Source organism: Mycobacterium rhizamassiliense, from assembly GCF_900157375.1.
GTDB lineage: Bacteria > Actinomycetota > Actinomycetes > Mycobacteriales > Mycobacteriaceae > Mycobacterium > Mycobacterium rhizamassiliense.
The window spans coordinates 5,747,973-5,760,535 of sequence record NZ_LT721901.1 but is presented as its reverse complement, the minus strand read 5'-3'; the positions used below and the strand labels follow the sequence as shown (position 1 = coordinate 5,760,535).

Here is a 12,563-nt window from a genome sequence, read left to right as displayed (position 1 = left end):
GATTCCTTTTTGCGGTTTGTCGCGCCCACGGTGCGGTCGTTCGGCTACATTGATCAGCATTTCGGGTGGGGAAAGCGCAGGAAGGCAACCTTGTGGCCGACGTCGTCGTGGTCGCTCCGCACTCCGACGATGAGGTGCTGGGTGCCGGAGGCACGATAGCTGCGTTCGCCCGCGCGGGTGCGACGGTCACGGTGGTCACCGTCTGCACCGAATACGAGCCGATTTTTCCCGCCGGCAGCGCCGAGCTGACCCAGGCCGAGGCGAAACGCGCGCACAAACTCCTGGGGGTCAGCGAATCGATCTTCTTCGATTACTCCGCGGTCGAGTTGAACCAAGTCCCCGTCGCGGAACTCAACGGCCGCATCCAACAAGTGATGGACGGCATCAACCCGGAGATCGTGTTCCTGCCGTTTCCGGACCGACATATCGATCACCGCATCGTTTGTGAAGCAACCGTCGTGGCCACCCGCCCCTACCGGAAGGGTCGCCAGATCCGCCTGACGGCCATGTACGAAACGATCTCCGAAACGTTTTGGAATGTGCCCGGTACCGAACCCACGTTCAGCCCGCACTGGACGGTCGACATTTCCGACACCATCGAGGCGAAGCTCGCCGCGTTCGGCGAAATGCCTTCGCGCCACGTCCATTTCCCCGGGCCCCGATCGATCGAAGCGCTCGACGCGCTAGCGAAATTTCGCGGCAGCCAGGCCAGTTGCGGCTACGGCGAGGCGTTCCAGTTGGTCCGGACGTCCCTGCACCCAACCGAACTAACCCGGATGTGGCCATGACGCGCGAGCGCCCGAAAGTCGCCGTGGTCACCGGTGCGGCCGGTTTCATCGGATCGCATTTGGCCGACTATCTGCTCGCCGCGGGATGGAGCGTCCGCGGACTGGACGATCTGTCCGCCGGCTCCATGGACAACCTGCGCGGCGCGCTGGGCTCGGAATCCTTCGAATTCGTCGAGGGGTCGGTCCTCGACGAACCGTTGCTGCGGGCGACCGTGGCAGGCGCCACCCATGTCTTTCACCTGGCCGCGCACCTGGGTGGGTTCTTCGTCGAGCAACATCCCGAGCGCACGGTGCTGGAGACCATCGAGGCGACCAGGACATTACTTTCGGTGGTGTCGGAGAGCCGAACACCGATGTTCTTCGCCTCCACCAGCGAAATCTACGGTGATGCCGACGTGCAGCCCCTCGTCGAGACCACCGACATCGTGATCGCCCCACCGCTGAATCCACGTTCTTCCTACGCGCTGGGAAAGGGCGTCGGCGAGCTCCTCGTCAACGAGTACTTCCGCAAGACCGGCGCACCGGTGGTGATCGGAAGGCTGTTCAACACGGTGGGGCCACGCCAATCCGGCCGCTACGGCCCGGTGTTGCCCCGGTTCATCGAGTCGGCGCGCACTAACCAGCCGCTGACTGTCTACGGGGACGGCAAGCAGACCCGCAGCTTCACCTCGGTGTGCGACGCCGTCGAAGCCATCGCCGCCGCGCTCGGCACGCCCGCGGCCCACGGCCACACCATCAACATCGGCAGCTGCGTCGAAACCTCGATCAACGACCTGGCCGAGGAGGTCATCGCAATGACCGGATCGACGTCATCCATCCGGTGGGTGCCGTTCGAAGAGGCCCACGGCCCTGCGTCCAAAGACATCCGGCGCCGGATTCCGGACACGACGAAATTGCGAACCCTGGTCGATTACCAGTGCACCACTCCGCTCGCAACGGTGCTGGACACGCTCGTCGGCCACCGGTAACCGGCGTACCGAATCGAATCCCATGCCTACTACTCCGCCACCAGAAGCACTGCGCGTCAACGTGATCGGACTCGGCTACGTCGGTGCCGAAGTCTGCCTGGCGGCAGCGGCGGCCGGTCACCGGGTGGCCGCCATCGAAAACGATGCTGTCCGATTGGGCGAGCTACGCGCCGACACGCACAAGGCGGATAACTGGACAAAGATCCGCCGCGCCATCGCTGACCGGCAAGTCGACGTGTGTGACACCATCGAGGCCGCTCCACCGGCGGACGTATGGATCGTCGCGGTCGCGACGCCGTTGGACGCCGACCGCCATCCCGACACCTCCCACATCGAAGCGGCGGCCAGGGCCCTTGCCCGCGTTGTCACCCCGCATGCGGTCGTCATCCTGGAAAGCACGTCCTATCCGGGCACCACCGAACGGATCTTCCTGCCGCCGTTCCTGCAGCAGGGCTGGACCCCCGGTGTCGACCTGTTCGTCGGCTACTCGCCGGAACGCATCGACCCCGGAAACCGGGAATGGACGATGCAGACCATTCCCAAACTGGTGTCTGGATGCACCGAGAAGTGCGCGAAGACCATCGCTGATTTCTACCGGACGGTGGTCGACAGCGTTCACCCCATGTCGAGCACTGCGGCAGCCGAAATGGCCAAGCTGTTGGAGAACAGTTGGCGCCTGATCAACATTACATTCGCCAACGAGAACGAAACCCTTTGTACCGCACTAGGTTTAGACGCCTGGGAGATCGGCGAAGCGTGCCGGACCAAGCCGTTCGGTTATCACGGCCTGAACCCCGGACCCGGAGCAGGAGGCCACTGCATCCCGGTCGACGCTGCATACCTGTCGCACTTCGCGCGGTCGGTAGACGTTTCGACGCCGGTCCTCGACACCGCCGTGCAGGCCAACACCGAACGCCCCGCGGTGATCGCGCGCCGAGTGCGTGACGTCCTCGCCGACACCGCGGCGGCCGATCGTCCGGCGCGCGTGCTGGTCGTCGGCGTCGCCTACAAATCCGACATCGGCGACACGCGGGAGTCGGCGGGCATCGCGCTGATGCGAGTCCTGCATCAGGCCGGCACCGAGGTCGAGTACCACGACCCGCACGTGCCGACGTTGCGACTGCCCCATGGCGGCTTCCGGTCCGTGCCGCTGACCGCCGGCACGGCCGAAGAATACGACTGCATCGTGGTGACGACGGCGCATGCCGCGGTGGACTGGGAAGTGCTCAAATACTGCACCACCGCGTTGATCGACACCTGCAACGCCGCGGCCCTGATCGCGCGCCTCGCCTGACAGAGGGCTGCCGTTTTGGTGACGGATGTGGCCACTGTGGCCAATGCGTCGGGCCGGTTACATCTGGGCAAACTTCGGGCCGGGCGACACCCCTCGGTGAAGCTGGCCGCGGCGAATTGAGCGGTAGTCTGGCGCGCTGTGTACCTCAAGAGTCTGACGCTGAAGGGCTTCAAGTCCTTCGCTTCGCCGACGACTCTGCGTTTCGAGCCGGGTATCACCGCCGTCGTCGGGCCCAACGGTTCGGGCAAGTCGAACGTGGTCGACGCCCTGGCGTGGGTGATGGGGGAGCAGGGCGCCAAGACGCTGCGCGGCGGCAAGATGGAAGACGTCATCTTCGCCGGCACCTCGTCGCGGGCCCCGCTGGGCCGGGCCGAGGTCACGGTCACCATCGACAACTCCGACAACGCGCTGCCGATCGAGTACTCCGAGGTGTCGATCACCCGGCGAATGTTCCGGGACGGCGCCAGCGAGTACGAAATCAACGGCAGCAGTTGCCGATTGATGGACGTGCAGGAGCTGCTGAGCGACTCCGGAATCGGCCGCGAGATGCACGTCATCGTCGGGCAGGGCAAGCTCGACGAGATCCTGCAGTCGCGCCCGGAGGACCGCCGCGCGTTCATCGAGGAAGCCGCGGGCGTGCTCAAGCACCGCAAGCGCAAGGAGAAGGCGCTCCGCAAGCTCGATTCGATGCAGGCGAACCTGGCCCGGCTGACAGACCTGACCACCGAGCTGCGGCGCCAGCTCAAGCCGCTGGGTCGCCAGGCCGAGGTGGCCCGCCGTGCCCAGACGATCCAGGCCGACCTGCGCGACGCCAAGCTGCGGCTGGCCGCCGACGACATGGTCAGCCGCCAGGTGGAGCGCGACGCGATCTTCGAGGCCGAGGAGGCGATGCGGCGCGACCACGACGAGGCCGCCGCCCGCCTGGCCGTGGCCACTGACGAGCTGACCACCCACGAGAGCGCGCTGGCCGAGCTGTCCGGGCGCGCCGAGAGCGTCCAGCACACCTGGTTCGGCCTGTCGGCGCTGGCCGAGCGGGTCAGCGCCACCGTGCGCATCGCCAGCGAACGCGCCCAATACCTGGACATCGAGCCGGTGTCGCACAGCGACACCGATCCCGACGCGCTGGAGGCCGAGGCGCAGCAGGTGGCGATCGCCGAGCAGCAGCTGGTCGCCGTGCTCGACACCGCGCGTACCAGGCTGGACGCGGCCCGCACGGAACTGGCCGAGCGCGAGCGCGAGGCCGCCGAGGCCGACCGCGCACACCTGGCCGCGGTTCGGGCGGAGGCGGACCGCCGCGAGGGCCTGGCCCGGCTGGCCGGTCAGGTCGAGACGATGCGGGCACGCGTGGAATCGATCGACGACAGCGTCGCGCGGCTCTCCGAGCGCATCGAACACGGCGCGGCCCGGGTGCAGCAGACCCGGGCCGCGTTCGAGACCGTGCAGGGCCGCGTCGGTGAGCTGGATCAGGGCGAGGTCGGCCTCGACGACCACCACGAGCGGACCGTGGCGGCGCTGCGGGCGGCCGACGCACGCGTCGCCGAACTGCAGACCGCCGAGCGGGGCGCCGAACGCCAGGTGGCGTCGCTGCACGCCCGCATCGAGGCCCTCTCGGTAAGCCTGGAGCGCAAGGACGGCGCGGCCTGGCTCAACCAAAACCACGGTGGCGCAGGGCTTCTCGGGCCGATCGCCAACATGGTCAAGGTGCGGTCGGGTTACGAGGCCGCGCTGGCGGCGGTGCTCGGGCCCGCGGCCGACGCGCTGGCGGCCGAGAGCTTCGGCGCGGCGCGCTCGGCGGTCGCTGCGCTCAAGCAGGCCGACGGGGGCCGCGCGGCGCTGGTGCTGGGCGACTGGCCGGCCGAGCAATCCGCGCACACCGAGGGGCTGCCCGGCGGTGCGCTGTGGGCGCTCGACCTGGTCGAGACCCCGCACCGGCTGCGCGGGGCGATGGTCGCCATGCTGTCGGGCGTCGCGGTGGTCAACGATTTGGGTGAGGCGCTGGACCTGGTGGCCACGCGCCCGCGGCTGCGCGCGGTCACGCTCGACGGCGACCTGGTGGGCGCCGGTTGGGTCAGCGGTGGTTCGGACCGCAAGGTGTCCACGCTGGAGCTGATTTCCGAGATCGACAAGGCCAAGCGCGATCTGGCCACCTCGGAGGCGCAGGTGGCTCAGCTGACCGCCGCGCTGTCCGGCGCGCTGACCGAGCAGACCTCCCGGCAGGACTCCGCCGAGCAGGCCCTGGCCGCGCTCAACGAATCCGACACCGAGATCTCGGCGATGTACGAGCAGCTGGGCCGGCTCGGCCAGGACGCCCGCGGCGCCGACGAGGAGTGGAACCGGCTGGTGCGGCAGCGCCAGGAGCTCGAAGCCGGGCGCGCCCAGACCCTCGAAGAGGTCACCGAACTCGAAACCCGGCTGCTCAACGCGCAACAGACCCAGGATGTGGACGCGGGCGAGCCCAGTCATGCCGAGGTCCGGCAGCGGATCGGCGCAGAGGCAGAAACCGCCCGCGGTGTCGAGGTGGAGGCGCGGCTGGCCGTGCGCACGGCCGAGGAACGGGCCAACGCGGTGCGCGGCCGGGCCGACTCGTTGCGCCGGGCCGCCGCCGCCGAACGCGAGGCGCGGGTGCGCGCCCAGCAGGCGCACGCCGCACGGCTGCGGGCCGCCGCGGTGGCGGGGGCGGTGGCCGAGTCCGGCAAGTTGCTGGCCGCGCGGCTCAACGGCGCGGTGGTGGCGGCGTCGCAGATCCGCGACGCGCTGGCCGCCGAACGCCAGGAACGAACCACCGCAATGACCGCCGTGCGCGGCGAGGTGAACACGCTGAACGCCCGGGTCTCGGCGCTGACCGACTCGCTGCACCGCGACGAGGTGGCCAACGCGCAGGCGGCGATGCGCATCGAGCAGCTCGAGCAGATGGTGCTCGAACAGTTCGGCATGGCGCCGGCGGATCTGGTCGCCGAGTACGGACCGGAGGTGGCGCTGCCGCCGACGGAGCTGGAGATGGCCGAGTACGAGCAGGCCAAGGAACGCGGCGAGCAGGTCGTGGCACCCGCGCCGATTCCGTTCGACCGGCCCACCCAGGAGCGGCGGGCCAAGCGCGCCGAGCGCGAGCTGAACGAGCTGGGGCGGGTCAACCCGCTGGCCCTCGAGGAGTTTGCCGCGCTCGAGGAACGCTACAACTTCCTGTCCACTCAGCTCGAGGACGTCAAGTCGGCCCGCAAGGACCTGCTCGACGTCGTCGCCGAGGTCGACGCGCGCATCCTGCAGGTGTTCAGCGACGCCTTCACCGACGTGGAGCGCGAATTCCAGGAAGTCTTCACCGTGCTGTTCCCCGGCGGCGAGGGCCGGCTGCGGCTAACCAACCCCGACGACATGCTCACCACGGGCATCGAGGTGGAGGCGCGCCCGCCGGGCAAGAAGGTCACCCGGCTGTCGTTGCTGTCCGGTGGCGAGAAGGCGCTGACCGCGGTGGCCATGCTGGTGGCGATCTTCCGCGCCCGCCCGTCGCCGTTCTACATCATGGACGAGGTCGAGGCCGCGCTCGACGACACCAACCTGCGGCGGCTGATCTCGCTGTTCGAGCTGCTGAGGGAGCGCTCGCAGCTGCTGATCATCACCCACCAGAAGCCGACGATGGAGGTCGCCGACTCGCTGTATGGCGTGACCATGCAGGGCGACGGCATCACCGCGGTGATCTCGCAGCGCATGCGCGGCCAGCAGGTGGAGCAGCTGGTCTCGAATTAGGGCACGCCCTGGTTGACCGGGCCGCCTCGGGCCCCTGGAAGAATGTCAGCGTGTCGCAAGGACTTTGGATCGCGCTCGCGGTCGTCGCAGCCCTGATCGTCATCGCCGCGCTCGTCTATGGCCTGCGGCGTTACCGTCGGCGGCAGATCACACTGTCCCGCCCGGAGCCGTCGGCACTCGACCGCTCCGGCGGCTATTCCGCTTCGTCAGGCATCACGTTCAGCCAGACCACCGCCCCTGCCGAGGAACGGATCGACACCAGCGGGCTGCCAGGCGTGGGCGACGATGCCGCCACCCCGCGCGACGCGCCGAAACGCACGATCGCCGACGTCGAGCTTCCCGAACCTGAGCTCGAACCGGTAGCCGAACCAGAGCCTGTCGCGCCGCCGCCGGCTCCCGAGGCGCCCGAAGCCCCCGCGCTCGACGAGATCGCGCCGACCGAGGGCCGGCTGGAGCGCCTGCGCGGGCGGCTGGCCCGCTCGCAGAACGCGCTCGGCCGCAGCATGCTGGGCCTGATCGGCGGCGGCGACCTGGACGAGGACTCCTGGCAGGACGTCGAGGACACCCTGCTGATCGCCGACCTGGGGCCGGTGGTCACCGAGGCCGTCGTCGCGCAGCTGCGCAGCAGGCTGGCCGGCGGCAACGTCCGCACCGAGGCCGACGCGCGGGCCGTACTGCGCGACGTGCTGATCACGGAGCTGCACCCCGAGATGGACCGCTCGATCCGGGCGCTGCCGCACGCCGACCACCCGTCGGTATTGCTGATCGTCGGGGTCAACGGCACCGGAAAGACCACCACCGTCGGCAAACTGGCGCGGGTGCTGGTCGCCGACGGGCGCCGCGTCGTGCTGGGCGCCGCCGACACGTTCCGGGCCGCGGCCGCCGACCAGCTGCAGACCTGGGCGTCACGTGTGGGCGCGGAGGTGGTCCGCGGGGCCGAGGGCGGCGATCCGGCGGCCGTCGCTTTCGACGCCGTCGACAAGGGCATCGCCGCGGGCGCCGACGTCGTGCTCATCGACACGGCGGGGCGGCTGCACACCAAAGTCGGCTTGATGGACGAGCTCGACAAAGTTAAGCGGGTCGTAACGCGGCGCGCGGCCGTCGACGAGGTGCTGCTGGTCCTCGACGCCACCATCGGACAGAACGGGCTGGCCCAGGCGAAGGTCTTCGCCGAGGTCGTCGAGATCACCGGTGCGGTGCTCACCAAGCTCGACGGAACGGCCAAGGGCGGCATAGTTTTCCGCGTCCAGCAGGAACTCGGGGTGCCGGTCAAGCTCGTCGGCCTCGGCGAAGGTCCGGACGACTTGGCGCCGTTCGAGCCGGCCGCGTTCGTCGACGCCCTGCTCGGCTGAGAACCCTTACACAACGAGCGCGACGTTAATAAACGCGAAACACAGAAGCCCCATCTCCGAAACAACGATTGCGCAAGGTTCATCAAGTCATCAGGCACATGTCTGATGGCCGTTAGGGCCGACCGGAGGTGAGCGAGTGAGTTTCCCGCAATTGGGCCAACCAGATACAGGCGATACCGCCTGGATGCTGGCGAGTTCCGCGCTGGTGCTTTTAATGACGCCGGGTCTGGCGTTCTTCTACGGCGGCATGGTGCGTACCCGAAGCGTGCTCAACATGATCATGATGAGCATCAGCTCGATGGGTGTCGTCACCGTGCTGTGGGTGCTTTACGGCTACTCAATGTCGTTCGGCAACAGCAAAGGCGGAGTCGTCGGCAGCCCGGGTGACTACTGGGGGCTGAAGGGGCTCATCGGCGGCAACGCCGTCAAAGCCGATCCGAGCAAGGCGCAGGCCGCCGTCGATATTCCGTTGGCGGGCACCATGCCCGCGACGGTGTTCGTGGCCTTCCAGCTGATGTTCGCGATCATCACCGTCGCGCTGATCTCCGGCGCGGTGGCCGACCGGCTGAAATTCACGGCGTGGCTGGTGTTCTCGGCGCTGTGGGCGACGTTGGTCTACTTCCCGATCGCGCACTGGGTGTTCGCCGCCGACGGGTTCGCGTCCGAGCATGGCGGCTGGATCAACAACAAGCTGCACGCCATCGACTTCGCCGGCGGGACGGCGGTGCACATCAACGCCGGTGTGGCCGGCTTGGCGCTGGCGCTCGTGCTGGGCAAGCGCAAGGGTTGGCCCACAACGCTGTTCCGCCCGCACAACCTGCCGTTCGTGATGCTCGGCGCCGGCCTGCTGTGGTTCGGCTGGTTCGGGTTCAACGCCGGATCGGCGACCAGCTCCAACGGCTCCGCCGGGTCGACGTTCATCACCACCACCGTCGCCACGGCCACGGCCATGCTGGCGTGGCTGCTCACCGAACGCATCCGCGACGGCAAGCCGACGACGCTGGGAGCGGCGTCGGGAATCGTCGCCGGACTGGTGGCCATCACGCCGTCCTGTTCGTCGGTCAACGTGCTGGGCGCCCTGGTGGTCGGCTTGGTGGCCGGGGTGGTGTGCGCGCTGGCGGTCGGGCTGAAATTCAAGTTCGGCTTTGACGACTCGCTCGACGTGGTCGGGGTGCACCTGGTCGGCGGGCTGGCCGGGACGTTGCTGGTGGGCCTGCTGGCCGCGCCCGAAAGCCCGGCAATCAACGGCGTGACGGGCGTTTCCAAGGGCCTGTTCTACGGCGGGGGCTGGGCCCAGCTGGAACGCCAGGCGGTCGGCGCCTTCGCCGTCCTCTTCTATTCCGGCATCGTCACGCTGATCCTGGCGCTGATCCTGAAGTACACCATCGGGTTGCGTCTGGACGCCGAGGGCGAGGCTACGGGTATCGACGAAGCCGAGCATGCGGAGAGCGGCTACGATTTCGGAGTGATCACCGGCCAGGGGTCGGTTTTCAATACACGGATTTCCGCGGACGAGATCTACGGTAAAGACAGCGCGGCCGAGAAAGTGGAGGCAGAGCATTCATGAAGCTAGTCACCGCGATCGTGAAGCCATTCACCCTCGACGACGTCAAGACCAGCCTAGAAGAGGCGGGCGTCCTGGGGATGACGGTGAGCGAAATCCAGGGCTACGGCCGGCAAAAAGGTCACACCGAGGTTTACCGGGGTGCTGAATACTCCGTCGATTTCGTACCGAAGGTGCGGATCGAGGTCGTCGTCGACGACTCGATCGTCGACAAGGTGGTGGACAGCATCGTCCGGGCGGCGCGCACCGGCAAGATCGGTGACGGCAAAGTCTGGGTCACCCCCGTGGAAACCATTGTGCGAGTGCGCACCGGTGAGCGCGGGACCGATGCCCTCTGAGCCCAGCCGCGAATTGCTGAACCAGGCCGGACGGGCCGGGAGGGGATGACAAACCCACCCGACCCGTCCGGGTCATCTGGAGGAGAAATTTCAAGCGGGGCAAGCGATTTAGCCGCCGCGCGGCGCAGGCTACTGTCCGAAGGCCGCGAGTTGGGCGCCGCCGAGATGCGGCGGGTGTGGCTGGATCTGCACGAATCCTGGCTCACCGCAATGGCTACCGAGCTCGGTATCACCGACGACAGCGGCTTCGCGCTGGTCGGGGTCGGCGGCCTGGGCCGCCGCGAGCTGTTGCCGTATTCCGACCTGGATCTGGTCCTGTTGCACGACAACGTTTCCGACGACGTGCTGCAGCGGGTCGCCGACGGGCTGTGGTACCCGTTGTGGGACGCCAACGTTCGGCTCGACCACAGCGTGCGAACCGTATCGGGGGCACTGGGCGTCGCGAGCGGGGACCTGACGGCGGCCCTGGGCCTGTTGGACGCCCGCCACATCGCCGGCGAGCAGCGGCTGTCCGGCGAGCTCGTCGAGGGGGTGCGCCGGCAGTGGCGCACCGGTATCCGCTCCCGGATGGACGAGCTCGTCGAGATGACATACGGCCGCTGGCAACGGTGTTGGCGCATCGCGCAGCGCGCCGAGCCCGACCTGAAATCGGGCCGCGGCGGCCTGCGCGACGTCCAACTGCTCGATGCGCTGGGGCTCGCCCAGCTGATCGACCGTCGCGGCATGGGCCACGTGAACGCGCCGGGCGGGTCGCTGGACACCGCCTATCAGACGCTGCTCGACGTGCGCACCGAACTGCACCTGGTGTCAGGCCGCGGGCACGACCAGCTGCTGGCGCAGTTCGCCGACGAGGTCAGCGCCACGCTGGGCGTCGGCGACCGCTTCGCGCTGGCGCGGGTGCTGTCAAATGCCGGGCGCACCATAGCCTTTCACTCCGAGACCGGGCTGCGGACCGCGCAGAACGCGCTGCCGCGGCGCGGTATCTCCGCGTTGGTGCGGCGCCCGAAGCGGCGTCCGCTGAACGAGGGTGTGGTGGAGTACGACGGCGAGGTCGTGCTGGCACGCGAGGCCGCGCCCCAGCACGACCCCGGACTGGTGTTGCGCGTCGCCGCCGCGTCGGCCGACACCGGCCTGCCCATCGGTGCGGGCACGCTGAAACGGCTGGCCGACAGCGTCCCGGACATGCCCACGCCGTGGCCGCGGGAGGCGCTGGACGACCTGCTGGTGGTGCTGCTGGCCGGCCCGACGCTGGTGGACACCATCGAGGCGCTGGACCGCACCGGGCTGTGGGGCCGGCTGCTGCCCGAGTGGGACGCGGTGCGCGACCTGCCGCCGCGCGACGTGTCGCACAAGTGGACCGTCGACCGTCACATCGTCGAAACCGCCGTCAACGCAGCGCCGTTGACCACCCGCGTCGCGCGGTCGGACCTACTGGCGCTGGGCGCGCTGCTGCACGACATCGGCAAGGGCCGCGGCGTCGACCACTGCGTGCTCGGTGCCGAGCTGGTGGTCCCGATCGGCGAGCGGCTCGGGCTCTCGCCGCAGGACATCGGCACGCTGGCCGGCATGGTCCGGCATCACCTGCTGCTGCCCAAGACGGCTACCCGCGGCGACCTGAACGACCCGAGCGTCATCGAGTCGGTTTCCGAAGCGCTGGACGGGGATTCGCAGCTGCTCGAACTCTTGCACGCGCTGGCCGAGGCGGACTCGAAGGCGACCGGTCCCGGGGTGTGGAGCGACTGGAAGGCCTCGCTGATGGCCGACCTGGTGCGCCGCTGCCGGCTGGTGATGGCCGGTGAGCCGCTGCCGCAGGCCGAACCGACTACGCCGCACTACCTTTCGCTGGCGGCCAGCCACGGCGTGCACGTCGAGATCAAGCCTTGCGACGGCGAGCGCAGCCAGGTGGTGATGCTCGCACCCGACGCGCGGGGCCTGGTGTCCAAGGCCGCCGCCGTGCTCGCGCTGAACTCGCTGCGCATCCACTCGGCGACGGTCAACGTGCACCAGGGCGTGGCGATCGACGAGTTCGTGGTCTCGCCGCTGTTCGGCACCCCGCCCGCCGCAGACCTGTTGCGCCAGCAGTTCGTCGGGGCCCTGGGCGGCGACGTCGACGTGCTGGGGATGCTGGAAAAGCGCGACAGCGACGCCGCCAACTCGGCGCTGGCACGGGCCGGCGAGATTCAGGCGGGCGCGCCGTTGACGCGTTCGACGGCACCGCCGCGCATCCTGTGGCTCGATACCGCCGCGCCCGGCACCCTGGTGGTCGAGGTCCGCGCGATGGACCGGACCGGGCTGCTCGCCCTGCTGGCGCAGGCGTTGGAGCGCGCCGGCGCCGACATCGGGTGGGCGAAGGTCAACACCTTCGGATCGACGGCCGCCGACGTGTTCTGCATGGCGACGCCCGCTGGGGCGGACGGCGACGACACCACGGCCGCGCAGGCCGAGGTGGAAAAGCAGCTGTTGGCGGTGCTGGGTGTCTCGGCGGAAGCGGTGCTGCACGAGCCCGCCGGCGAGTGAA

8 protein-coding genes are annotated in these 12,563 nt (G+C 68.9%); all 8 read left to right on the top strand.

What is annotated here, in order from left to right; all coding sequences use genetic code 11:
- Nucleotides 1-65 precede the first annotated feature (65 nt).
- The 8 genes from MRAB57_RS27290 (at nucleotide 66) to MRAB57_RS27255 (ending at nucleotide 12,562) form a co-directional block, all read left to right on the top strand.
- Entirely contained in the window at nucleotides 66-788 is a 723-nt protein-coding gene (locus tag MRAB57_RS27290; protein ID WP_216823763.1) for a PIG-L deacetylase family protein, read from the top strand.
- Nucleotides 785-1,756: an NAD-dependent epimerase/dehydratase family protein gene (locus tag MRAB57_RS27285; protein WP_077090902.1), complete on the top strand. Its 972-nt coding sequence runs from the start codon at nucleotides 785-787 to the stop codon at nucleotides 1,754-1,756. The genes MRAB57_RS27290 and MRAB57_RS27285 overlap by 4 nt, the downstream gene beginning before the upstream one ends.
- A gap of 22 nt (nucleotides 1,757-1,778) precedes the next feature.
- Nucleotides 1,779-3,050, top strand: coding sequence for a nucleotide sugar dehydrogenase (locus MRAB57_RS27280; RefSeq protein WP_083743543.1), 1,272 nt, complete (start codon nucleotides 1,779-1,781; stop codon nucleotides 3,048-3,050).
- Between the two features lie 138 nt (nucleotides 3,051-3,188).
- Nucleotides 3,189-6,791, top strand: a complete 3,603-nt coding sequence (smc, locus tag MRAB57_RS27275; RefSeq protein ID WP_077090116.1) for a chromosome segregation protein SMC — start codon at nucleotides 3,189-3,191, stop codon at nucleotides 6,789-6,791.
- A 50-nt stretch (nucleotides 6,792-6,841) separates the two neighbouring features.
- Nucleotides 6,842-8,143 (top strand): signal recognition particle-docking protein FtsY, encoded by a 1,302-nt coding sequence (ftsY, locus tag MRAB57_RS27270; protein WP_077090115.1) that lies wholly within the window; start codon nucleotides 6,842-6,844, stop codon nucleotides 8,141-8,143.
- Nucleotides 8,144-8,327: 184 nt separating this feature from the next.
- Nucleotides 8,328-9,710, top strand: a complete 1,383-nt coding sequence (locus MRAB57_RS27265; RefSeq protein ID WP_077090114.1) for an ammonium transporter — start codon at nucleotides 8,328-8,330, stop codon at nucleotides 9,708-9,710.
- Nucleotides 9,707-10,045 carry a nitrogen regulatory protein P-II gene (glnB, locus tag MRAB57_RS27260; protein ID WP_077090113.1) on the top strand — a complete coding sequence of 113 codons (339 nt, stop codon included), beginning with the start codon at nucleotides 9,707-9,709 and terminating at the stop codon, nucleotides 10,043-10,045. The genes MRAB57_RS27265 and glnB overlap by 4 nt, the downstream gene beginning before the upstream one ends.
- A gap of 45 nt (nucleotides 10,046-10,090) precedes the next feature.
- Nucleotides 10,091-12,562 carry a [protein-PII] uridylyltransferase gene (locus MRAB57_RS27255; protein WP_077090112.1) on the top strand — a complete coding sequence of 824 codons (2,472 nt, stop codon included), beginning with the start codon at nucleotides 10,091-10,093 and terminating at the stop codon, nucleotides 12,560-12,562.
- Nucleotide 12,563: the final 1 nt, after the last annotated feature.

Excerpts from the sequence above, each read along its gene's own strand:
- glnB (WP_077090113.1), top strand. The coding sequence starts at position 9,707 with ATGAAGCTAGTCACCGCGATCGTGAAGCCATTCACCCTCGACGACGTC.
- MRAB57_RS27265 (WP_077090114.1), top strand. The coding sequence starts at position 8,328 with ATGCTGGCGAGTTCCGCGCTGGTGCTTTTAATGACGCCGGGTCTGGCG.
- MRAB57_RS27255 (WP_077090112.1), top strand. The coding sequence starts at position 10,091 with ATGACAAACCCACCCGACCCGTCCGGGTCATCTGGAGGAGAAATTTCA.
- MRAB57_RS27285 (WP_077090902.1), top strand. The coding sequence starts at position 785 with ATGACGCGCGAGCGCCCGAAAGTCGCCGTGGTCACCGGTGCGGCCGGT.
- MRAB57_RS27280 (WP_083743543.1), top strand. The coding sequence starts at position 1,779 with ATGCCTACTACTCCGCCACCAGAAGCACTGCGCGTCAACGTGATCGGA.